The sequence below is a fragment of the Martinezella lusitana genome (assembly GCF_010668395.1).
In the GTDB taxonomy this organism is placed as follows: Bacteria; Pseudomonadota; Alphaproteobacteria; order Rhizobiales; family Rhizobiaceae; genus Rhizobium; species Rhizobium lusitanum_A.
Genome location: NZ_WUEY01000002.1, coordinates 429,071 through 450,231, shown reverse-complemented (window position 1 = coordinate 450,231; position 21,161 = coordinate 429,071). Strand labels below are relative to the sequence as shown.

The 21,161-nt window shown below is 63.1% G+C and carries 21 protein-coding genes; 9 read left to right on the top strand and 12 right to left on the bottom strand.

The window, feature by feature from the left end; all coding sequences use genetic code 11:
* The first annotated feature begins 94 nt into the window (after positions 1–94).
* The 9 genes from GR212_RS06025 (at position 95) to GR212_RS05985 (ending at position 9,590) form a co-directional block, all read left to right on the top strand.
* Positions 95–1,501: an aldehyde dehydrogenase family protein gene (locus GR212_RS06025; RefSeq protein WP_163985549.1), complete on the top strand. Its 1,407-nt coding sequence runs from the start codon at positions 95–97 to the stop codon at positions 1,499–1,501.
* A gap of 2 nt (positions 1,502–1,503) precedes the next feature.
* A complete protein-coding gene (locus GR212_RS06020) occupies positions 1,504–3,099 on the top strand; it encodes a GMC family oxidoreductase (RefSeq protein ID WP_163985548.1) in 1,596 nt (531 codons plus the stop codon).
* A 59-nt stretch (positions 3,100–3,158) separates the two neighbouring features.
* Entirely contained in the window at positions 3,159–4,412 is a 1,254-nt protein-coding gene (locus tag GR212_RS06015; protein WP_163985547.1) for an ABC transporter substrate-binding protein, read from the top strand.
* Between the two features lie 170 nt (positions 4,413–4,582).
* A complete protein-coding gene (locus tag GR212_RS06010; protein WP_163985546.1) occupies positions 4,583–5,449 on the top strand; it encodes a branched-chain amino acid ABC transporter permease in 867 nt (288 codons plus the stop codon).
* Positions 5,446–6,483 carry a branched-chain amino acid ABC transporter permease gene (locus tag GR212_RS06005; RefSeq protein WP_163985545.1) on the top strand — a complete coding sequence of 346 codons (1,038 nt, stop codon included), beginning with the start codon at positions 5,446–5,448 and terminating at the stop codon, positions 6,481–6,483. Before GR212_RS06010 ends, GR212_RS06005 begins: the two co-directional genes overlap by 4 nt.
* Entirely contained in the window at positions 6,480–7,184 is a 705-nt protein-coding gene (locus GR212_RS06000) for an ABC transporter ATP-binding protein (protein ID WP_163985544.1), read from the top strand. The genes GR212_RS06005 and GR212_RS06000 overlap by 4 nt, the downstream gene beginning before the upstream one ends.
* Before the next feature lies 1 nt (position 7,185).
* Positions 7,186–7,902 carry an ABC transporter ATP-binding protein gene (locus GR212_RS05995; protein WP_163985543.1) on the top strand — a complete coding sequence of 239 codons (717 nt, stop codon included), beginning with the start codon at positions 7,186–7,188 and terminating at the stop codon, positions 7,900–7,902.
* 15 nt (positions 7,903–7,917) lie between these two features.
* Complete coding sequence (locus tag GR212_RS05990) at positions 7,918–8,634, top strand: SDR family NAD(P)-dependent oxidoreductase (protein ID WP_163985542.1); 717 nt, start codon at positions 7,918–7,920, stop codon at positions 8,632–8,634.
* An 11-nt stretch (positions 8,635–8,645) separates the two neighbouring features.
* Complete coding sequence (locus GR212_RS05985) at positions 8,646–9,590, top strand: helix-turn-helix domain-containing protein (RefSeq protein WP_163985541.1); 945 nt, start codon at positions 8,646–8,648, stop codon at positions 9,588–9,590.
* 41 nt (positions 9,591–9,631) lie between these two features.
* Here the strand turns inward: GR212_RS05985 and GR212_RS05980 are convergent, their stop codons facing one another.
* The 12 genes from GR212_RS05980 to GR212_RS05925 form a co-directional block, all read right to left on the bottom strand.
* Positions 9,632–10,021, bottom strand: coding sequence for a nuclear transport factor 2 family protein (locus GR212_RS05980; RefSeq protein ID WP_163985540.1), 390 nt, complete (start codon positions 10,019–10,021; stop codon positions 9,632–9,634).
* A gap of 7 nt (positions 10,022–10,028) precedes the next feature.
* Positions 10,029–10,808 carry a MoaF C-terminal domain-containing protein gene (locus tag GR212_RS05975; RefSeq protein ID WP_163985539.1) on the bottom strand — a complete coding sequence of 260 codons (780 nt, stop codon included), beginning with the start codon at positions 10,806–10,808 and terminating at the stop codon, positions 10,029–10,031.
* An 18-nt stretch (positions 10,809–10,826) separates the two neighbouring features.
* Positions 10,827–11,615: an SDR family NAD(P)-dependent oxidoreductase gene (locus tag GR212_RS05970; RefSeq protein ID WP_163985538.1), complete on the bottom strand. Its 789-nt coding sequence runs from the start codon at positions 11,613–11,615 to the stop codon at positions 10,827–10,829.
* A gap of 166 nt (positions 11,616–11,781) precedes the next feature.
* Positions 11,782–12,588, bottom strand: a complete 807-nt coding sequence (gene hpaI, locus GR212_RS05965; protein ID WP_163985537.1) for a 4-hydroxy-2-oxoheptanedioate aldolase — start codon at positions 12,586–12,588, stop codon at positions 11,782–11,784.
* Between the two features lie 11 nt (positions 12,589–12,599).
* Entirely contained in the window at positions 12,600–13,403 is an 804-nt protein-coding gene (hpaH, locus tag GR212_RS05960; RefSeq protein ID WP_163985536.1) for a 2-oxo-hept-4-ene-1,7-dioate hydratase, read from the bottom strand.
* Positions 13,403–14,275, bottom strand: coding sequence for a fumarylacetoacetate hydrolase family protein (locus tag GR212_RS05955; protein ID WP_163985535.1), 873 nt, complete (start codon positions 14,273–14,275; stop codon positions 13,403–13,405). The genes hpaH and GR212_RS05955 overlap by 1 nt, the downstream gene beginning before the upstream one ends.
* A gap of 27 nt (positions 14,276–14,302) precedes the next feature.
* Complete coding sequence (gene gabD, locus GR212_RS05950; protein WP_163985534.1) at positions 14,303–15,757, bottom strand: NADP-dependent succinate-semialdehyde dehydrogenase; 1,455 nt, start codon at positions 15,755–15,757, stop codon at positions 14,303–14,305.
* A gap of 68 nt (positions 15,758–15,825) precedes the next feature.
* Entirely contained in the window at positions 15,826–16,806 is a 981-nt protein-coding gene (gene hpaD, locus GR212_RS05945) for a 3,4-dihydroxyphenylacetate 2,3-dioxygenase (RefSeq protein WP_163985533.1), read from the bottom strand.
* Between the two features lie 40 nt (positions 16,807–16,846).
* Positions 16,847–18,364, bottom strand: coding sequence for a 5-carboxymethyl-2-hydroxymuconate semialdehyde dehydrogenase (gene hpaE, locus GR212_RS05940; RefSeq protein WP_163985532.1), 1,518 nt, complete (start codon positions 18,362–18,364; stop codon positions 16,847–16,849).
* A gap of 43 nt (positions 18,365–18,407) precedes the next feature.
* Entirely contained in the window at positions 18,408–18,794 is a 387-nt protein-coding gene (locus GR212_RS05935; RefSeq protein ID WP_163985531.1) for a 5-carboxymethyl-2-hydroxymuconate Delta-isomerase, read from the bottom strand.
* A gap of 54 nt (positions 18,795–18,848) precedes the next feature.
* On the bottom strand, positions 18,849–19,868 hold the full coding sequence (locus GR212_RS05930; protein WP_163985530.1) for a homoserine kinase: 1,020 nt from the start codon (positions 19,866–19,868) through the stop codon (positions 18,849–18,851).
* Between the two features lie 7 nt (positions 19,869–19,875).
* Entirely contained in the window at positions 19,876–21,159 is a 1,284-nt protein-coding gene (locus GR212_RS05925) for an aspartate aminotransferase family protein (protein WP_163985733.1), read from the bottom strand.
* Between the last annotated feature and the right edge of the window lie 2 nt (positions 21,160–21,161).

Sequence of the window (21,161 nt, the reverse complement as noted above, 5' to 3'; positions counted from 1 at the left end):
GTGCGCTCCAGTCCAAGACGAGGCGCGTTTCTCCCCAAGACGGAGTTTGCGGCCAACGCCATAGTCCTCTCGAAAGTCACGGGAGGAGAATGTCGTGAAGCAGTATACCCTGCTTATCGGTGGCGAGCCTGTTGCCACGTCCCATCATGCACCGGTTGCAAATCCCTCGAACGGCGACGTGGTCGGTCATATGCCGCTCGCCAGCGAGGCGGATCTCGATCGCGCGGTCGCCGCTGCAACGGAAGCCTTCAGGAGCTGGTCGCAGACATCGAGCGAAGAGCGGGCCAAGGCGTGCCGCGCTGTCGCGGAGAAGATCAACGAGCATGCCGAGGAGCTCGCCCAGATCCTCACCCGGGAACAGGGCAAGCCGCTCAACGGTCTTGGCTCTCGCTTCGAGATCGGCGGGGCGCTCGCCTGGACACGCCACACCGCCGAACTCGACCTGCCTGTCGAAATCCTGCAGGACGACAATGAGGGCCGCGTAGAGCTGCATCGCAAGCCGATCGGCGTCGTCGGTTCGATCACGCCCTGGAACTGGCCCGTGATGATCGCCTGTTGGCATATCGTGCCGGCGGTGCGGGCCGGAAACACGGTCGTCATCAAGCCGTCGCCCTTGACGCCGCTGTCGACCATCCGCCTCGTCGAGATCATGAACGAGGTTCTGCCGCCCGGTGTCGTCAACGTCATCACCGGCGAGAACAGCATCGGCGCGGCGCTTTCCTCTCACCCGGGCATCGCCAAGATGACCTTCACCGGCTCGACGGAAACCGGCAAGAAGGTCATGGCTTCCGCGGTCGCGACCTTGAAGCGCTTGACGCTGGAGCTTGGCGGCAACGATGCCGGCATCGTCCTGCCCGATGCCGATCCGAAAGCCATCGTCGAAGGCCTGTTCTGGGGCGCCTTTATCAATAACGGCCAGACATGCGCGGCGCTGAAGCGTCTCTATGTGCATGACAGCATCTATGAAGAGGTTTGCCGGGGCCTTGCGGACTACACGTCCAGGATCGTCGTCGGCGACGGACTGGATGAGGCAAGCATTCTCGGCCCGGTGCAGAACGAGATGCAGTTCAACAAGGTGCGCGAACTCGTCGACGATGCGCGCGCCCATGGCGGCCGCATCCTGACCGGCGGGGCGCCGATGGATCGCCCCGGCTATTTCTATCCGATCACGCTGGTTGCCGATGTCGATCATGGCGTGCGGCTGGTCGATGAGGAGCAGTTCGGTCCGGCCCTGCCGATCATTCGCTACAGCGACATCGATGAGGTGGTCGCCCGCGCCAATCAGAACCCGGCCGGCCTTGGCGGTTCCGTCTGGTCCTCCGACGCGGAAAAGGCGAAGCGCTATGCAGTGCAGCTCGAGTGCGGCTCGGTCTGGATCAACAAGCACGGCACGATCCAGCCCAACGCGCCTTTCGGTGGCGTCAAGCAGTCCGGCATCGGTGTCGAGTTCGGCGCGGAGGGGCTGAAGGAATTCACCACAATCCAGACCGTGCTGAGCTGACCATGACGACTTACGATTACATCATCGTCGGTGGTGGCTCCTCGGGCTGTGTGCTGGCAAACCGGTTATCGGAAAATCCGGCGCATAAGGTGTTGCTGATCGAGTCCGGCCGGCGAGATTCCGATCCCTGGATTCACATTCCCGCGACCTTCTTCAAGGTGCTGGGCAAGGGCATCGACATCCATCCCTACGCGTCGAACCCCGACAAGGGTTTGAATGGCCGGCCGAGCATCGTGCCGCAGGGCAATGTGCTCGGCGGCGGCAGCTCCGTGAATGCGATGATCTACATTCGCGGGCATCGCAACGACTACGACACCTGGTCGCAAATGGGCTGCCAGGGCTGGTCGTACGAGGATGTGCTTCCGGCGTTCCGCTCGCTGGAAAACAACGAGCGGCTGAACGGGGAGTTTCACGGCAGGAAGGGCGGTTTGCGCGTTTCCGATCCCCGCCATCGGCATCCGTTGAGCGAAGCCTTCATCAAGGCGGCGACCGAGATCGGCATTCCTCATAATGACGATTTCAACGGCGCGGATCAGGCCGGCGTCGGCTTTTATCAGAGCACGACCTATGGCGGCCGCCGCTGGAGTTCGGCGCAGGCCTTCCTGCGCGAGGCGGAGAAGCGGCCGAACCTGACCGTACTGACGGAGCGCAAGGTCGCCCGCATCCTGTTCGAAGGACAGAGGGCCGTCGGCGTCGAGCTGCTCGACGGCACGATATTCAAGGCGTCCCGCGAGATCGCGCTCACCGCAGGCGCCATCGCAACGCCGAAGATCCTGCAACTGTCCGGTATCGGCAATGGCGAGCATCTTTCGTCACTCGGCATCAAGGTCGTCGCCGACCTGCCTGGAGTCGGCGGCAACTATCAGGACCATCTCGAAGTGCCGGTGCAAGGCGAGACCTACGAGCCGATCTCGATCCTCGGTCATGACAAAGGTCTGCGGGCGGCCGGACACATGCTGCGATATCTGACCTCCCATCGCGGGCTTTTGTCGTCGAACGTCGTCGAATGCGGCGGCTTCGTCGACACGGCCGGCACCGGGCAGCCGGACGTCCAGTTCCATGTCCTGCCCGTCCTGATCGGCTTTGTCGACCGCGACCCGGAACCCGGTCACGGTCTCAGCATCGGGCCATGCTACCTGCGGCCGCGTTCGCGCGGTTGGATAAGACTGAAGAGCGCCGATCCGAACGAGCAGACGGATTTCAACGCCAATCTGTTGTCCGATCCGGCCGATATCGAGACTTTGGCGCGCGGCGTCGAGACGGCGATCCGCATCCTCGACGCGCCGGCCCTTGCCAAGCTCGTCAAGCGGCGCGTGCTGCCGAAGCCTGGCGTCGAAAAGGATCCGGACGCCTTGCGCGATTATATCCGCCAATCGTGCAAGACCGTGTTCCACCCTGCGGGAACGGCCCGCATGGGCCGGGCCGACGATCGCATGGCTGTCGTCGGGCCGGACTTGAAGGTGCGCGGCATAGAGGGGCTGCGCGTCTGCGACGCCTCGGTGATGCCGACCCTTGTATCGGGCAACACCAATGCCCCGACAATGATGATCGCGGCCCGGGCTGCCGCCTTCATGACAGGAAAGGCGATTTCCGGCTGAGCCGGAAGTCGATGAAGCAAAGAGCCCGTGGGGAGCGGGACAACAAACCGGAGGAGACTATGCCTATCAAACTAAGAGGGCTGGCAATCGGCCTTTTCCTGACGCTTGTTTCGGCGTTCAGCGCACATGCCGCCGCGTCCTGCGGCGACAACAGCGGCAAGCCGGCAACCGGCGAACCGATCATCATCGGCGCCATTACCGGCAAGACCGGGCCGGATGATTTTTCCAATTCCACCAAGGCGGCAAAGGCCTATTTCGATTGCCTGAACGCCAATGGCGGCATCAAGGGCCGACCGGTGAAGTATCTGGTCGAGGACGACCAGTGGAACCCGGAAATCGCCGCACAGCTCGCCGCCAAGCTCGTCAACGACGAAAAAGCCGTCCTCATGGTCGGCAATTCCAGCTATGTCGAATGCGGAGCCAACGCCGATTTCTATAAGAAGTCGGGCATTCTGGTGCTGGCGGGTGTCGGCGTGCCGCGTGAGTGCTTCTTTGCTGAAAACTACGCGCCGACCAATGCCGGGCCACGGGTCTCCATGCTGGGAGCGATGGGCTACGCGCTGGACAAGCTCAATGCCAAGTCCGTCGTCTGCATCGGTCCGAATATTCCGAATGTCGGCACATGGTCTTGCGACGGCGTGATGCTGCTCGCCAAGGAGAAGGGTTTTGCCGCACAGACGATCCTGATGGATCCGGGCTCGGCCGACGCAACGTCGATCATTCTGCAGGCGGCAGCCGCCAAGCCCGACGTGATCGTTCTCGGCATGTCGAAGGGTGTCGCCGTGCCCTTGCTGACGGCGGCCGAAGAACAGGGTCTCAACCAGACGATCACCTTCCTCAGCGCGGCCTCCGCCTATGACCTCTCTGTTCCGGCCACCATCGGCTCGGGCTGGGATGGCAAGTTCTATGTCAACATGGAATTCAACGATCTGAACGCCGAGACCCCGGACAATCAGAACTGGCTCGCCGTCATGGACCAGTACGGCCAGAAATCCGACCCGCGCGATACCTTCGCCCAGGCCGGCTATCTGGCGGCTCGCATCGCCGAGAAGGCGCTGATGACGCTCGATCCGTCCAGCATCAACCGTGAGACCGCATCTGCCGCCGTGCGTCAGATCAGGGACTTCAAGAGCGATATCTTCTGCGCTCCCTGGTACTTCGGCGATGGTCAGGCACGTCACAACGCCAATTCGACGACGCGCATGGCGGTCAGCGAAGGCGGAAAGTGGAAGGTCGTTTCCGATTGCGCACCATCGCCGGATCCCGAGCTGAAAGACATCCGCGCTTTCGAGAAGTCCGCCGGCATCAACTGAGCCCGGATCTTTGCCATCGGTTCCGCGGCGGAAGAGCCGCGGAACCGAGCGACCCCACGCATCGGCCCGAAAATCGGGATCGTTTTTCGGAAAGCTCGATGCGTTGATCTAAAGTGTTACGGCGTCCCTTGCGTGTCTGAAAGACGCGCTGCGCCGTAGAGGATCGATCCATGAACCTTCTACCCTTCGTCATTTCCGGGCTCGGGATCGGCGCCGTCTATGCGCTATCCGGCGTCGGCCTTGTCGTCCTGTTTCGAGCGACCGGCGTTCTCAACTTCGCATTCGGTGCGTTCGGCGCGATCGGTGCGCATTGTGCCTGGCAATTGCTGGAGTGGAAGATGCCGCTCGTCGTCGCCATCCTCGCCGCCGTTGTCGTCTCGACGACGGTCAGCTTTGTCTACGGCCGGATATTCGCCCCCATGCTGTCGCATCGCGATATCGTCGTGCGTGCCGTGGGAACCCTGGCGCCCGCGCTCGTCCTGATTGCGATCATGGGCGTCATCTGGGGTGAACTGCCACGTCGGCTGCAGTTCCCGACCGACCAGATGTTCGTCTCGCTCTTTGCCGTTCGGCTGACCTTCACCCGCATCATCGCCATTATCCTCGCCGTCGTCATGGTCGTTGCCATTACGCTGCTCTTGAGCCGTACGCGCCTTGGCCTCGATATGCGCGCCCTTGCCAATGATCGCGATCTCAGCGCCATTCTCGGCGTGCGCATTCTCCATACGGAAACCGCCGCCTGGATCATCACCGGCATCTTTTCCGGTTTTGCCGGCCTGCTGCTGGCCGATCTGGTCCGGCTGCAGGGAACCTTCCTGACCTTGCTGGTGATCCCGGCAATTGCCGCAGCCATCCTCGGCCAGCTGCAGTCGCTGTGGCAAACGGCCGTCGCCGGCATTCTGATCGGCATTGCCGAAGCCGTGCTGACGCCGATTGCCTGGATATCGCCCTATCGCGCCGCGGCGCCCTTCATCATCGCGCTTATCGCGGTCACGATTCTCGGAGGCACGGCCAAGGCCGCGTTGAAGGACCGATGAGCATTCAGGAGCAAACAATCGCCCCAACAGCCGAAAGCATATCGATGGTGCGTCTGCCCAAGCAGCTTCTTCATGTGCCCGTGACGATGGTGATCTTCTCGGTCGTCATTGCCTGGCTTGCCAATTCCTTCTGGCTTTCCGCCGCGACGTCAGCGGTCGCCCTGTCGCTGTCCGTTGCCGGGCTTGCCATCCTTTACGGCCAGCTTGGCCTTGTCTCTCTCTGCCAGTTTGCGCTTGTCGGCGTCGGCGGCTGGGTGACGCTTCGCGTCGGTCATGCCTTTCATCCGCCTTTCGAGGTCAGCCTGCTTGCGGGCGGCATCGTCGCCTCGGTGGTGGGGCTGGCATTCGGCGTGCCGGCATTGCGTCTGCGCGGTCTCTATCTCGCGCTGGTGACGCTGATGCTGGCCGGCGGCTTCCAGATCGTCATCAGCGCCTGGGCTTTCCCCGACGGTGGTCCCGGTTTCCTGGGAAGGGCCGATGGTGCCGGCCGCGCCATGCTGGCAAGGCCGGCAATGGCGGACGGTGAGGTCTCCTACTTCCTCTATGTCTGCGCGGTTGCGACGATCGGGCTGTTGATCGCGCAAGGGCACAAGCTTGCCCGTCCCGGTCGGGCGTGGGCTCTGATCCGCAAGGGCGAGACGGTTGCGGTCGCAAGCGGCGTCAACGTCCTGATCTACAAGGCCTGGGCCTTCGCCCTGAGCGGCTTTCTCGCCGGTCTGGCCGGCGGATTGCTGGCAGGCAATGTCGGCCAGCTCGACGGGCGCGCCTTCGGCGCCTTCGAAAGCCTCAATCTCTTTGCGCTTGCCATCGTCGGCGGTGTCTTCAACTGGTACGGCGCTGTCATCGCGGGCCTGCTCCTGCGCGCAGTGCCGGCGCTGCTGACCGATCTCGGCATTGACGGCTACGTCACCATCGGGATTTTCGGCGTCGCCCTGTTCCAGGCTCTGGCAACGGCACCCTCAGGCATCGCCGGCCAGATATCGGCTCTCATTGCCCGGCTGAACGCCGGTCTCTCCCGGGGGAAGGCGCGATGATCAAGATCGACAATCTCATCGTTCAATTCGGCGGCGTCCGGCCGATCAACGAGCTCAGTGCGGTGCTGACGGCTCCCGTCGCGGGCCTCATCGGCCCGAACGGCGCGGGCAAGACCACATTGCTCAACGTGCTCTCCGGTTTTGTGAAACCGATCCAGGGTTCGGTCTCTCTCGGCGAGCGGGCCTTGCTGACGATGACGCCGCTCCAGCGGGTGCGGGCGGGCTTGCGCCGTTCGTTCCAGACCGAGCAGGTGGTGGAGGATTTGACCGTCGCCGGCAACATTGCCGCTATCGCCGACCATGTCGTCGGCACCGGACGTCATTCCCATGCCGTCGAGCAGGCTCTGGCCTTCGTCGGCCTGGCTGATGTTGCCGATCGGCTCGGCCAATCCCTCAATCTCTTCCAGCGTCGTCTTGTCGAGCTGGCAAAATGCGTGACCGGAGAGCCGAAGCTCATTCTGCTCGACGAGCCGGCCGCGGGCCTGACCGAAGAGGAAGGCAAGACCTTTCGTGAACTGGTGCTGCGTATTCCGGCGGAATTCCGGGCGCAGGTCCTGATCATCGACCACGACGTCGAGCTTATCCGCTCCATGTGCAGCGAAACCATGGTGCTCGACTACGGCAAGCTTCTGGCGCTCGGCCCGACGCATAGCGTGCTTGCCGATCCCAATGTGCGGCGCGCTTATCTGGGGGAATTCTGATATGGGCGGCATTTCCGAGATCAACGTCGAAAAGCTCGTTGTCGAGCGCGGCGGCAAGCGCGTCATCCACGATGTCTCCTTCTCGGTCACGGCCGGCAAGGTGACGACATTGCTCGGTGCCAACGGGGCCGGCAAGTCGAGCACGGTCATGGCGATGGCGGGTGTCTTGCCGCGCGGCGGGTCCGTGCATCTGGACGGCAAAGCGCTTGAGGGCTTTTCGCCCGACCGCATTCGCCGGGCCGGTCTTGCGCTCGTCCCAGAAGGGCATCGGGTGCTCGGCCAGCTTTCCGTGGAGGACAATATTCTCGTGGCGGCGCTCGATGGATCGGCAGCCGCGCGGCGGGAGGGTCTGGACCATGCCTATGAGATCTTTCCGGAACTCGCGGAGCGGCGGCGCCAATCGGCATCGGATCTTTCCGGTGGCCAGAAACAGATGGTGGCGATGGCGCAGGCCTTTGTCGCAAAGCCCCGTTTCATGATCGTCGACGAGCTGTCGCTTGGCCTGGCGCCCGCCGTCGTCAAGCGCCTGGCCGAGGCTTTGAAAATTGCGGCCACCCGCGGCATCGGCGTGCTGCTGATCGAGCAATTCGCCAATCTCGCTCTCGATCTGGCCGACCAGGCGCTCGTCCTCGAGCGCGGGCGTCTCGTCTTTTCAGGTGCCGCCGCAACACTCAAAGCCCAGCCGCACATTCTCCACGGCGCCTATCTGGCAAGCTGAAGCGAAGGAGACTTCATGACGTTTTCTGCCGATCTTTTTGCCGGACGAACGGTCGTCGTTGCCGGCGGTACATCGGGCATCGGGGCGGCAACTGCCCAGCGCTTTGCCGATCTCGGCGCCCGCGTGCTGAGTTTCGGGCTCGGTGCGTTGATGGCGCCTGCAAACCGGCGGATCGAGAACCATGAGGTCGATGTGCTGAAGCCGGGCGCGCTGGAAGCCTTCTTCTCGTCGGTCGAGGCGGTCGACGTCCTGGTCAATTGCACCGGCGTCAGCCGCGATCGGGGCGAATGGTCGAAGGCGACCTTCGACGAGGTGATGGCGATCAATCTGACCTCGGTCATGGATTGCTGCCGGCTGGCGCGTCCCCGCATGCAGGCGGGATCGGCAATGGTCAACATCGCGTCGATGTACTCGACCTTCGGCGCCGCCGATCGCCCGGCCTATGCGGCGAGCAAGGGGGCAATCGTGCAGCTGACGAAATCCCTTGCGCAGGAATATGCGCAGGCTGATATCCGTGTGAACGCGGTGGCGCCCGGCTGGATCGTCACGCCCTTGAGCCGCGCGCTGTTTGCCGACGAACCGGTCTCGGCACCGATTTTGCGCCGGATTCCGGCAGGCCGATGGGGTGCCGCCGAGGAAGTCGCCGATGCCATCGTCTTCCTGTCGTCCGACGCGGCGCGCTATGTCACCGGCGCCTGCCTGCCGGTCGATGGCGGCTATCTCACATCTTGAGGACACCGATCATGGCTGCAGCACTTCAACGGCATGTCGACAGCGCCAGCGGCCGGGCGTTCGCGGGACTGGCCCGCAGCCTGTTCGGAAATGTCCGGCTCGACTTCGGTGCCGCCGACGAGGAAAAGAGCCGGATGATGTCGGCCATGCTCGGCGCATGCCGGCTGACGCGGCTGGAGGCGGATCGGCATGTCGTTTTCGGCGATCATGTCATGGTCGGTCCAAATGATCCGGATGCGATCAAGCTGATCGTGCAGACGGAAGGCAGCGCCTCCCTCATGCAGGGCGGCCTGCATGCGCCCGTGTCACAAAATGCGCTCGTGCTCTACGACCCCGGTCGTCCCTATATGCTGACGAACAGCACGCCGGTTCGCCAGCTGTTGTTGCAGTTGCCGCGCCATGCGCTGCCCCATGAGGCCGTGGAACGATTGGTACGACCCTTCACGGCACATGCCGAGCATGACGGCATGTGCCGCATTCTGCTGTCGCTGATGGACTCGACCATGCATGAGCTTGACCATCTCGACGAGGCGCGGCGCGCAAGCGTCGGCCATACCATGATCGATCTCGTCCGCACCATGATCGGCGCCGATCCACAGCCGGCAAGGCCGGTTGCCAATCCGCTCGATCTGCTGCTGCAGCGGATCAAGGATTTCATCGATATCCATCTCGCGCGTCCGGACCTGACCGTGACGATGATCGCGCGGCGCATGGGCTGCTCCGTGCGCTATATCTATCGCGCATTCGAGGCCGAGTGCCTGACGCCTTCGGACTATATCTGGGATCTGCGCCTGCAGAGAGCCGCAGCGCAGTTGCGGGAGGCAGGCGGCTATGCGGGCGAAATATCCGAGATTGCCTTTGCGCTCGGCTTTTCCTCCAGCGCGCATTTTTCCCGTTCGTTTCGCCATCGCTATGGCGTCTCGCCGACACAATGGCGCAAGGCGCGGATTTCCTAGGTAGGGGAGGCGGCCCGGCTAGATCGGGCCGCCTCAATTCCTCATCGCATGGATTCGGCCACTCTCAGGGTGTCCGTGAATTGTTCGAAACGCCGGATCTTGTCTCCCGCCACGCCCCAGACATGCACGACGCGGGCCTTGAACGCCTTTCCGGTCTGCTTGTTGGTGCCGCTATAGTCTCCGACGGCAACGACCTCGTCGCCGGCGTCGAGCAGGCGTTCGAGCTTGAAGGTATATCCGTCGAAGGCCTGTCCGAGCGCCTGAAAGACGTTCTTGACGATCTCCTGTGGGCCGACATAGGTGCCGGCGCAGGGAAAGCCATCCATCTCCGTCCAGCGGCAATCGGGAGCGATGTCGGCGAGCATGCCATCCATGTCGCGGCGGTCGTTGGCGTCGTAATGCGCCTTTACGATATCGAATGCTTTGCGCATGGCGTCCTCACACCGGTTCCTGGCCGGGCAGATAATAGGTCATCGACGCCTTGCGGATGAAGGCGCCGGCCGGGCTGTTCTGGATACGCCCGTCGCCGGTGATGCCGAGGAACTTGCCGGTAGAGCGCATGTCATTGAAATTGTAGAAGAAAGTAGAAGCAACCGCGATCTTGAATTCCCGGAAGGTGAAGATGTAGAGATTGTCGTCGAACTTGTAGGTCGTGGTCAGGTCGACATCGCCATGGCCGCGCTGCACGCCGACGAGGCATTGCCAGGCATAGCGCTGCGACGACAGGTAGGTGTGCTCATAGACGTGGTTGGGGCTGTACGTGAAGTGCGCCCTGAGCCCGATCAGGTCGCGGCTTTCATGCGGAACAGGCCCGCTTGCGGCGCCACCTTCGACAACACCCGGCCGGAAGATCTGCGCGACCTGCGGCTCGCCGACGGCATCCTTGAGGTCGCGAACGACCGAGTAGATCGAAAGCACGCGGCGCGTTTCGGTGTTGAGGATCAGCGTTTCGGCTTCCTTGGGACGGCCGGCAAAGACGATTTCGACGAAATAGGTGTTCGGTGCGACTTCGATCACCTCGGATTTGTCGGTGCCGCCTTCCTTGCCGTCGGACCATTTGACCTCGCCTTTCGCGAAGGCAAGCTCCAGCGTGCGGCCGTCCTCAAATGAGATTTTGTGGGACGAGCCGGCAAGAGCCTCCGTTGCCGGCAGGCGGTTGGTGTCGATGCCGTAGGCGAATTCGTCGTAGGTTTTCCAGTCCTTGGGATTCTGGTTCATCGGTATCTCCTCCTCGTATTAGTCGACAAATGCCAGCGTCGGCAGGTCGACGGTGCCGGCGCCGCCATCGACGGTCAGGACTGCGCCATTGATCATCGATGCCTCGGCCGAAGCGAGGAAGCAGACTGCGTTGGCGACATCCTCGGCGGTTGCGGGGCGGCCGAGCGGTACGTCCTTGGTTACGAGCGCGTAGGCTTCCTCGATGCTGTTCAGCTTGTATTTCTCGACGATGAATTCCATCTGCTCGTCGGCCATGGCGGTCGTTACCCAGCCTGGGCAGACCGTATTGGTGCGCACGCCCTTGCGGCCGTAGTCGCGCGCCAGCGATTTCGCAAGCCCGATGCAGCCGTGCTTCATCGTGACGTAGCCTGCCGCATCCGGGCCGGCAAAGAGGCCGGCGATGGAGGCGAGGACGACGATATTGCCCTGGCTCTTGATAAGGCTCGGCAGGGATTCGCGGGCACTGACGAAGGCAGTATTGAGATTGAGCCGGACGGCCAGATCCCATGTCTCGTCCGACATGCTGACTGTCGGCCCGACACCGTGGCCACCGGCATTGGCGATCAGGATATCGAGGCCGCCGAAGGTCTCGACAACCTTTTCGACCGCAGCCTTCATGGCTGCGCCATCGGCTGCGTCGGCCGCGACGACGGCAGCGCCGATCTCCTCGGCAACGGCGCGAAGCGGCTCAGGACGGCGTCCTACCAGCGCGACATTGCCACCCTCCTGCCGGATGCGGCGGGCAACCGCCGCCCCGATGCCCGTCCCGCCGCCGGTGATCAGGGCGGTCTTGTTCTTGAAACGCATGTTTCCTCCTCTTGGCTTTCCGGTTCATCATGATCGATGCCTGCAAGGACGTCGCGTCCAGCTGTGCAGTCCGTTTTGACTGAGCGTGCACAATGCGCCGCCCATGCCGAAAATTTGCGTGCCGAGACTGAGGGCCACGCGACGCCGGGGAGGATGGCGTCTGCGCTCAGTAGACCTTTGCGTCGGCAGCCGGCTTGGCGGCGTCGGCCTTCTTGAAGTCGTCGAGGAGCTTGGTCGTGGCATTGGCGAGCAGCGTGACATCGTTGCCGATCGCGACGAAGGTCGCGCCAAGCTCGAGATAGCGTTTCGCAAGCGAGAGGTCGCCGATCAGGATGCCGGCCGCCTTGCCGTGAGACTGGATTCTGGCGAGCGCCTTTTCGACCTCGGCCTGCACCTCAGGCGCACCCGGCTTGCCGAGATAGCCCATGTCGGCGGCAAGATCGGCGGGGCCGATGAAGACGCCGTCGACACCTTCGGTCGAAGCGATGGCGTCGAGTGCGGCAAGCCCCGCTCGGCTTTCCACCTGCAGCAGCAGGCAGATCTCGTCATTGGCCGTCGCAAGGTAATCCGGAATGCGGTTGAAGGCAGAGGCGCGGGCAAGGGCAGCGCCGACGCCGCGCACGCCATGCGGCGGGTATCTGACCGCCTTGACCATGGCTTCCGCCATCTCCTTGCTTTCGATCATGGGAATGAGCAGGGTTTGCGCCCCGATATCGAGCATCTGCTTGACGATCCAGGTTTCGCCGATCGGCGGACGGATCACCGCATGGCTTGCCGTGCCCTTCATCGCCTGCAGTTGCGAGACGAGCAGCGGCACGTCGTTCGGCGCATGCTCGGCGTCGAGCAGCAGCCAGTCGTAACCGGCGCCGGCTGAGATTTCGACCGTGTAGGCATTGGCGAGCGCCTGCCACAGGCCGATCTGCGCCCGCCCTTCCTTCAGGGCCTGCTTGAAGAGGTTCTTGGGCGCCGGCATGGTTTACTCCTTCATGCAAAAAACAGGCTGACCGATCCGTAGGGACCGAAATCGGCATTGATGGTGTCGCCGTGCCGCGCCTCGATCGGGCGGATGAATGAACCGGCGAGCACGATCTGGCCGGCCTCGATGCCGTCGCCATATTGCGACAGTCGATTGGCAAGCCAGGCGATGCCACGGGCGGGCTGGTTGAGAACGCCGGCGCCAAGACCGGTCTCCTCGACTTCCGCATTGCGGCTGACGATCGCGCCCATCCAGCGCATGTCGATCTGGTCGGGCCGCACGGCGCGGCCGCCGGTGACGATGCCGGCATTGGCGGCGTTGTCGGAGATGGTGTCGACGATGGTGCGCGCCTTCTTCGTCTCCGGATCGACCCGGAGGATGCGGGTATCCAGGATTTCCAGCGCTGGAGTGACGTAATCCGTGGCATTCAGCACATCGAAGATCGAGACGTTCGGCCCCTTGAGCGGCGCCTTCATGACGAAGGCGATCTCGGCCTCGATGCGTGGCTGGATAAAGCGGTCGGCCGGCACGGTGGCGCCATCCTCGAAGATCATGTCGTCGAAGAGCACGCCGGAATCGGGGATGTTGATGTTGAGGGCGTATTGCATCGCCTTCGACGTCAACCCGATCTTCCAGCCGATCGGCTTGCGGCCGCCGGCGATCTTCTTCTGCACCCATGCGCTCTGGACGGCATAGGAATCGTCCATGGTCATCTGGGGGTGCTTGAGCGAGAGGAGCCCGGTCTGGACGCGCGTCCGCTCGGCCTGATCGAGGCTCTCGGCTGCGGCCTGGATTTCATCATGAGACAGCATCAGAGCACCTCGTCGGCGATCGTGTTTTTGAGAATGCCGAGGCCATCGGCCTCGACTTCGACGACATCGCCGGGTTTCAGCCAGATCGGCGGATCGAAGCGGGCGCCGGCTCCCGTCGGCGTGCCTGTCACGATGACGTCGCCGGGAACGAGCGTGGTGAAGGTCGAGATGTAGTTGATGATCTTGCGGAAGGAAAAGATCATGCGGCTGGTGCGGTCGCTCTGGCGCACTTCGCCGTTGACGCGGGTTTTCAGCTCGATGCCGTCGAGCTGGGCCGCATCGGTGAAGGGGATCAGCCAGGGGCCGATCGAGCCGGTATTGTCGAAATTCTTGCCCTGGGTGACGTTGAACTTCGCATGGCGCACCCAGTCGCGGATCGTGCCCTCGTTGCAGAGCGAGAGGGCCGCGATGTGGGAGAAGGCATCGGCTTCGGCAATTCGCCGGCCGGCCTTGCCGATGACGATGACGATTTCGCCTTCATAGTCGAGCTGCGGGCTTTCCGGCGGCCGGATCAGCGGCTGCTCGTGCCCGGTGAACGAGCGCGGAAAGCGGATGAAGAGCGAGGGGTTGGAGGGGGCCGCCTGCCCATCCTTGTATTCCTCGTTGCGGTCGGGGAAGTTGACCCCGACGCAAATGATCTTTTCCGGCGACGGAATGGGAATCTCGAAGCGGATGTCGTCCAGCGCGAAATCCGGCTTCAACGCCTTGGCTTCCTCGGCGAGTTGGGCGAGGCCATCGGCCTCGATCACCTCGCGCAAAGTCGGCCATGTCGCGCCGTGGCGAGCCGAGAGGTCGACGACACCGCCGTCGACCGCAAGCCCGTAGCCATGACGGCCGTTTCTCGAAAAAGACAGGAATCTTGGATGGGTCATGCTTTTATCTCGGGCCTTCCCTTAGCCTCAGACGACGCCGCCGAGGCAGACATATTTGATTTCGGTGAATTCCTCGATGCCGTAGCGGGACCCCTCGCGGCCGAGGCCGGAGAGCTTGACGCCGCCGAAGGGGGCTTCGGCCGTCGAGATCAGGCCGGTATTGACCCCGACCATGCCGTATTCCAGCGCCTCGGCGACCCGGAAGACGCGGGCGAGATCCTTGGCATAGAAATAGGAGGCAAGGCCGAACTCGGTGTCGTTGGCCTGGGTAATGACATCGGCCTCGTCCTTGAAGCGGAAGAGCGGAGCGACCGGCCCGAAGGTCTCTTCCCTGGCGACGGCCATCGATGGCGTGACATCGGCGAGCACGGTCGCCTCGTAGAAGCGTCCGCCGAGCTGGTGGCGATGACCGCCGGCGACGATGCGGCCGCCCTTGGAAAGGGCGTCGGCGACATGCTCCTCGACCTTGGCAAGAGCTGCCTCGTCGATCAGCGGGCCGAGATTGATGCCCTCGTCGAAGCCGTTGCCGGTCTTGAGCGAGCCGACAGCCTTGGACAGCTTCTCGGCAAAAGCGTCATAGACGCCGTCCTGCACGTAGAGACGGTTGGCGCAGACGCAGGTCTGGCCGTTGTTGCGGAACTTGGCGATCAGCGCGCCTTCGACGGCGGCATCGAGATCGGCGTCGTCAAAGACGATGAAGGGCGCATTGCCGCCGAGCTCGAGGCCCAGCTTCTTGATGGTCGGCGCGCTCTGCTTGTAAAGCTCGGCACCCACTTCGGTCGAGCCGGTGAAGGTGAGTTTGCGCACGACCGGGCTTGCGGTCATCTCGGCGCCGATGGCGCGAGCCGAACCCGTGATCACGCTGAACAAGCCCTTCGGCAGGCCGGCGCGCTCGGCGAGGATGGCGATGGCGATTGCGGAGAACGGCGTCTGCGAGGCCGGCTTCAGCACCATGGCGCAGCCGGCGGCAAAGGCAGGGCCGGCCTTGCGGGTGATCATCGCATTCGGAAAGTTCCAGGGGGTGATGGCCGCGACGACGCCGATCGGCTGCTTCATGACCAGAATGCGCTTGTCCTTCTGGTGGCCGGGGATGATGTCGCCATAGACGCGGCGGCCCTCTTCGGCGAACCATTCGACGAAGCTCGCACCATAGGCGATCTCGCCCTTGGCCTCGGCAAGCGGCTTGCCCTGTTCGGCGGTCAGGATGCGCCCGAGATCGTCCTGGTTCTCCATCATCAGCTCGAACCAGCGCCGGAGGATGCCGGAGCGCTCCTTGGCGGTGCGGGCGGCCCATTCCTTCTGGGCGATCTCGGCCGCGGCAATCGCCTTTTTCGTCTCGGCGGCACCCAGATTGGGAACAAGCCCGATGATCTCGCCGGTTGCCGGATTGTCGACCTTGATCGCATGAGAGGGATCGGCCTCGATCCACTCGCCCCCGACCAATGCTGCCTGCCGGAACAATGTTGCGTCTTTCAAATGCATGAATGCCTCCTCGCCTCGCGAACGTTGATGAGGAGCGGGCGTTTCTCGCCCGCTCTCAAGGGTAACGCTTAAGGCGCGATAATCGGCTGTGCCTTCAGGTCAGGCTCCGCCACTTCCGCACCGGAAAACACGCTACCATGTTCGAACCAGGATTTGGGAGCGGGTGCGCCCCAAAGTGTCTGGCGCTGCGGGTCCTTGAGATCCCATTTGATCGGCTCCAGATCGGGATCGACCGTCTGATAGTCCGAGCAGTAGATTTCGATGCGGTGGCCGTCCGGATCGAGGATATAGAGGAAGAAGGCGTTGGAGATGCCGTGGCGCCCCGGTCCGCGCTCGATGTTGGAAACCCAGCCGGTGGTCGCCATCAGGTCGAGCAGGTCGATGATGTTCAGCGGCGTCGGCACCCAGAATGCGGTGTGGTGCAGGCGCGGCCCGCGGCCGTTGGTGAAGGCGATATCGTGGACGCCGCCCTTGCGATGCGTCCAGGCAGCCCAGAGACGACCCGTTTCTGCGTCCTCGGTGTATTCGGTGACGCGGAAGCCGAGTTCGTTGTAGAAGGTGACACTCTCGTCGACATTGGTCGAGAAGCAGTTGAAGTGGTCGATGCGCAGCGGCTTCACGCCTTTGTAGAGGGCGTATTTCTGATGGATCGGCGGCAGCCGGTCCATCTTCGAATAGAATTCAAGCGGTATGCCGTGCGGATCGCGGGTGCGGAACGTCCGCGCCTGGTACGGGCGCTCGACCCATTCGACCGGCAGGTCCTTGCCCTTGAAGAAATGCGCCGCCTTGTCGAGGTCTTCGTCGCCGAACACCTTGAAGCCGAGGTCGCGGGCTTCCGCCTTGTCGGACTTCTTCAGCACGATGCAATGGTGGCCGCGTTCCTCGAGTGCCCGAAGGTAGATGGTATCGGCGGTCTCGTCCGTCACCTGCAGGCCGAGCGTGTCGACATAGAAGGCGCGCGATTTGGCAAGATCGGTGACGCCGAATTCGACATGGCTGAGGCGCACGATGTTGAAGGGCGGATAGAGATTGGGTTTCGGCAGGGGCATGGGTTCCTCCTCTTTATGCGTCTTTATCTATATTGGCGGCTCAGCCGCCGAGCTTCTGGATGGCGTGCGGCTTGGTGGCGAAGGCGATGTTCTTGGTTTCCATGTAGAAATCGAAGGACCAATCGCCGCCGTCGCGGCCGATGCCGGAGTTCTTGACCCCACCGAAGGGGGTCGGCAGATGGCGTACGTTTTCCGAATTCACCCAGATCATGCCGGCTTCGAGATGATCGGTGAAACGGAAGGCGCGGGTCACGTCCGATGTCCAGAGATAGCCGGTCAGGCCGTACTGGACGTCGTTGGCAAGGGCGAGCGCATCGGCTTCGTCCTTGAACGGGATGGCGGTCAGCACCGGCCCGAAGATTTCTTCCTGGGCGATGCGCATCTTGTTGTTGGCGCCGGTGAATAGGGTGGGGGAGACATAGCAGCCGCCGCCAGGGCCGTTGATCTTCTCGCCGCCGGCTGCAAGCGTCGCGCCCTCGGACCTGCCGATCTCGATATATTCCAGCACCTTCTTTTCATGCACGGGATGAACGAGCGGGCCGACGACCGTTTCCGGATCGAGGGGATGGCCGACCTTGATGCGCTTGGCCTTTTCGGCGACGATTGCGGTGAACTTGTCGTAGACGCTTTCCTCGACCAGCAGGCGCGAGGACGAGGTGCAGCGCTCGCCGTTCAGCGAATAGATCATGAAGACGGCGGCATCGGCTGCACGCTCCAGCTCGGCATCGGCAAAGACGACGACCGGGTTCTTGCCGCCGAGTTCGAAATGGACGCGCTTCAGCGTGTCGGCGCCCTGCTTCATGATCATCGAGCCGGTGCGGCTTTCGCCGACGAAGCCGATCGCCTTGATCAACGGGTGTTCGGTCAGCGCGCGGCCGGCATCTTCGCCGAAGCCGTTGACGAGATTCCACACGCCCTTGGGCAGGCCGGCTTCCTCGGCGATTTCGACCAGCAGGCGTGCGGTCAGCGGCGAGAATTCGGCCGGCTTGTGGACGATCGTGCATCCTGCGGCGAGAGCCGGGGCGATCTTCCAGGTCGACAGCATGAAGGGCGTGTTCCAGGGCGTGATGATGCCGACAGGGCCGATCGGCACGCGCGTCGTCAGGTTCATCTGGCCGTCGGCGCGGATCGCCTTGCCGTCACGGGCCTCCGGCGCGCGGTCGGCGAAGAAGCGAAAATTCTCGGCTCCGCGCAGGGCGGCCTTGGCCATGAACTTCAGCGATTGTCCGGTATCCATGCATTCGACGAAGGCGATCTCTTCGGCGCGCGCAACGATCGCGTCGGCGATCTTATGCAGGAGCTTCTTGCGCGCGTCGCCGGGCATGGCCGCCCATTCGGCGAAGGCTGCCTTTGCGGCTTTCGCAGCGCGATCGATATCGGCGGCCTTGCCGCGGGCAACGGTGGCGAGCGGCTTCAGATCGACGGGCGAGATGGTCTCGAAGGTCGAACCATCGTCAGCCGGCACATCCTCGCCATTGATGCGGTTGAGAACGCCGCGATCCTTGAACCGAGCCAGAAAGCTTTCCGCCTTCGCGATGTTTTCCTGCAATTTGGACATCGTCTATTCCTTTGGTGTTATGTCGTCCCGCCAAGGGGAGGTGTCACTTGCCGCGCAGCCGCGGATGGATGGCGTTCTTCTTCCAGCTCAGCTCCGCGTCGATCTCGCGGATTTCCAGCGACAGGGCGAAATGCGGCGTCTCGAAGAGCGGGCTCAGAACGTCGATGGCCGCGGCGAAAATTGCTTCGCCGGTGCGCTTTTTCTCATCGTCTGTTCGGCCTTTCCCGATGCGGAAGTTCAGATCGACGAACGCATTCTCGGGCAGCCTGTCGGCGATGGCATAATGATCGGCGCGAAAGGCGCGAACACGCACGGCGCCGACCTCGAAAAGGCCGGTCTCCAGAACCGTCTTCAACAGCCGCTCGCAGAGCGCGCCGATATCGGCGCGGCCTTCCAGATTGGCCGAATACTCGATGGCGAGATGTGGCATTGAGTCCTCCCGATCCCTTATTTACTTAACACGTTAACAATTATACGAAAGATGTCAAGCAGCCGTATCGAGCTTTCTTGCCATCTCCAGACTTTCGTCGACGTAGCGCGACAGGCGTTCCGCGGCGTCCGGAATTTCCGGGCGCTCGGCGAGCCATCCGATATAGGTGAGGCTTCTCAGCACCATGAAGAGCGGCAGGCTTGCCAAGGCAGCGTCGGAGAGCGCACGGCGGCTGCGATAACCAGATATCAGCGCCTCCTCGATTGCCGGATAGGCGGGTTCCCTGCGGTTCTTGAGCAAGGTCGTCGCGAGATCGAACAGGCGGAAGCCATGCCCCGCATCGTCGAAATCGATGAAGGCGACATTGCTGTCATTTCCCGTCAGGAAGATGTTTTCCCGCACGAGATCGGCATGGATCAGCCCATAGTCGAGGTTTCGGCTGTCCGCGTTCGCAAGGGCGCGGCGCAGCTCGCCGCGCAATGCCGAGAGCGCGGCGGCGTTATCGGGCGAAAGGCCTTGGCAATCCCAGAACCGTCCCCAAAGCGGCTTCTCTCCCACCAGGCCTTCGGTGTTCCATGCCGGGCGGCGAAACCGCTCCGGCGGTCTCCAGGCGTCGGCAAGCTCATGCATGGTGGCCATGCTGTGACCGATGCGGAAGAAGACCCTTGTCTGCATGTCAGCCGATTGCGAGAGCGGTGTCCCGCTCTGCCCGAGCGGAACGCCATCGATCCAGCTCACCACGTCGGCATGCTGTTCGGCGAAATGCCTGTTGGCCGGAAGGCGGACGAGGCTCTGCCGGTCGCTCGTCGGCACCGGACTCGGCACATCGAGGCCGCCGAGCTTGAGGGCGGCCATGAAATGCAGTTCCGAGCGCAGGCTCGTCTCGTCGTGGTAGCCCGGCCGATGCAGCCTGAGCGCCGCGAACTGTCCGTCCGCGAGCGTAATGCGAAAGACGGCATTCTCCCGATATTTCATCAGGACAGGTTCGTCGGCCTTTACCGGCCAATGGTCGAGTGCCTCCAGCGCACGCTTCTGCAGAGCGTCGCGGATGGTCTGCGGCAACTGATCAGCCATGCTTGCCTCACAGGCCGGACAGGACGTCGTCGAAAATCGACAACATGAAGTCGGCATTCTCCCTGGTGAACGGCATGGGCGGGCGGATCTTCGTGGCGCATTGGTGAATGCCGATCTTGCCCATCAGCACGCCGCGTTCGCGCATTTCATTGACGATCCTGGTCGCCTGTGCGGCGGCCGGTTCCTTCGTCTGCCTGTCCAGCACGAATTCGGTGCCCATGAAGAGGCCGCTGCCGCGCACGTCGCCGATGATCGAATGCTTTTCGGCAAGCCGATCGAACGCGTCGCGCGTGTACTCGCCGACGTTGCGGGCGTTCTCGAGAAGGTTTTCGTCTTCGATCACGTCGAGCACAGCCATGGCCGCCGCGCAGGAGACCGGATTGCCGCCGAAGGTGTTGAAGTAGCGGAACGCCTTGCGGAAGGCGTTTATCGTATCGACATTGGCAATGACGCCGCCGACCGGATGGCCGTTGGCCATCGGCTTGCCGAGCGTCACGATGTCGGGGACGATGCCGGCGTGCTGATGGCCCCACATATGCGAGCCGGTGCGGCCGAAACCAGGCTGCACCTCGTCGGTAATCACGAGGCCACCCGCCTTGCGGACGGCTGCGACTGTCTTGTCCAGAAAGCCCGGCGGCAGATCCGGGAAGCCCTCATTGGCGAAGAACGGATCGATGATGATGGCCGAAAAGCCGTGCGGGCTGTCCTGAAGCGAGGCGATCGCCTTCTCGACTTCGGCTGCGAAAGCCGTGGTGAAGGCGTCTCCGCCTTCACCGCCGAGCGGACGGTAGCTATCCGGCGCCGGCACATGCCGGACATGGCCGCCAAAGCCTCCGACCGGGGGCATGCGGGTCGACAGTTGCGACACCGCGGCCGTATTGCCGTGGTAGGTGTGGTTGGTGGCGATGACGCCCGTCTTGCCGGTCACCGCCTGCGCCATGCGCAAGGCCACGTCGTTCGCCTCGCTGCCCGTGCAGGTCAGGATCGCGGCATTGAGGCTCTTGTCGAAGGTCGCCGTCAGCCGCTCGACGTAGTCGAGAATGCCTTCATGCAGGTAGCGGGTATGCGTGTTGAGCGTCGAGGCCTGCCGCGTGATCGCCTCGACCACGCGGGGATGGCAATGGCCGACATGCGGCACATTGTTGTAGCAGTCCAGATACTTGCGGCCATCGGCGTCCCAGAGCCAGACGCCTTCGCCGCGCACCAGATGCACCGGGTCGTCGTAGAAGAGCGACATGTTCCGGCCGAGAAGCCGCTCGCGTCGCGCGATAAGGGTTGCATTGTCGGACATCA

What these genes read in the sequence shown, in the direction of transcription:
- GR212_RS06020 (WP_163985548.1), top strand. Translation starts at nt 1,504, where the DNA reads ATGACGACTTACGATTACATCATCGTCGGTGGTGGCTCCTCGGGCTGT.
- GR212_RS06015 (WP_163985547.1), top strand. Translation starts at nt 3,159, where the DNA reads ATGCCTATCAAACTAAGAGGGCTGGCAATCGGCCTTTTCCTGACGCTT.
- GR212_RS06010 (WP_163985546.1), top strand. Translation starts at nt 4,583, where the DNA reads ATGAACCTTCTACCCTTCGTCATTTCCGGGCTCGGGATCGGCGCCGTC.
- GR212_RS06005 (WP_163985545.1), top strand. Translation starts at nt 5,446, where the DNA reads ATGAGCATTCAGGAGCAAACAATCGCCCCAACAGCCGAAAGCATATCG.
- GR212_RS06000 (WP_163985544.1), top strand. Translation starts at nt 6,480, where the DNA reads ATGATCAAGATCGACAATCTCATCGTTCAATTCGGCGGCGTCCGGCCG.
- GR212_RS05995 (WP_163985543.1), top strand. Translation starts at nt 7,186, where the DNA reads ATGGGCGGCATTTCCGAGATCAACGTCGAAAAGCTCGTTGTCGAGCGC.
- GR212_RS05990 (WP_163985542.1), top strand. Translation starts at nt 7,918, where the DNA reads ATGACGTTTTCTGCCGATCTTTTTGCCGGACGAACGGTCGTCGTTGCC.
- GR212_RS05985 (WP_163985541.1), top strand. Translation starts at nt 8,646, where the DNA reads ATGGCTGCAGCACTTCAACGGCATGTCGACAGCGCCAGCGGCCGGGCG.
- GR212_RS05980 (WP_163985540.1), bottom strand. Translation starts at nt 10,021, where the DNA reads ATGCGCAAAGCATTCGATATCGTAAAGGCGCATTACGACGCCAACGAC.
- GR212_RS05975 (WP_163985539.1), bottom strand. Translation starts at nt 10,808, where the DNA reads ATGAACCAGAATCCCAAGGACTGGAAAACCTACGACGAATTCGCCTAC.
- GR212_RS05970 (WP_163985538.1), bottom strand. Translation starts at nt 11,615, where the DNA reads ATGCGTTTCAAGAACAAGACCGCCCTGATCACCGGCGGCGGGACGGGC.
- hpaI (WP_163985537.1), bottom strand. Translation starts at nt 12,588, where the DNA reads ATGCCGGCGCCCAAGAACCTCTTCAAGCAGGCCCTGAAGGAAGGGCGG.
- hpaH (WP_163985536.1), bottom strand. Translation starts at nt 13,403, where the DNA reads ATGCTGTCTCATGATGAAATCCAGGCCGCAGCCGAGAGCCTCGATCAG.
- GR212_RS05955 (WP_163985535.1), bottom strand. Translation starts at nt 14,275, where the DNA reads ATGACCCATCCAAGATTCCTGTCTTTTTCGAGAAACGGCCGTCATGGC.
- gabD (WP_163985534.1), bottom strand. Translation starts at nt 15,757, where the DNA reads ATGCATTTGAAAGACGCAACATTGTTCCGGCAGGCAGCATTGGTCGGG.
- hpaD (WP_163985533.1), bottom strand. Translation starts at nt 16,806, where the DNA reads ATGCCCCTGCCGAAACCCAATCTCTATCCGCCCTTCAACATCGTGCGC.
- hpaE (WP_163985532.1), bottom strand. Translation starts at nt 18,364, where the DNA reads ATGTCCAAATTGCAGGAAAACATCGCGAAGGCGGAAAGCTTTCTGGCT.
- GR212_RS05935 (WP_163985531.1), bottom strand. Translation starts at nt 18,794, where the DNA reads ATGCCACATCTCGCCATCGAGTATTCGGCCAATCTGGAAGGCCGCGCC.
- GR212_RS05930 (WP_163985530.1), bottom strand. Translation starts at nt 19,868, where the DNA reads ATGGCTGATCAGTTGCCGCAGACCATCCGCGACGCTCTGCAGAAGCGT.
- GR212_RS05925 (WP_163985733.1), bottom strand. Translation starts at nt 21,159, where the DNA reads ATGTCCGACAATGCAACCCTTATCGCGCGACGCGAGCGGCTTCTCGGC.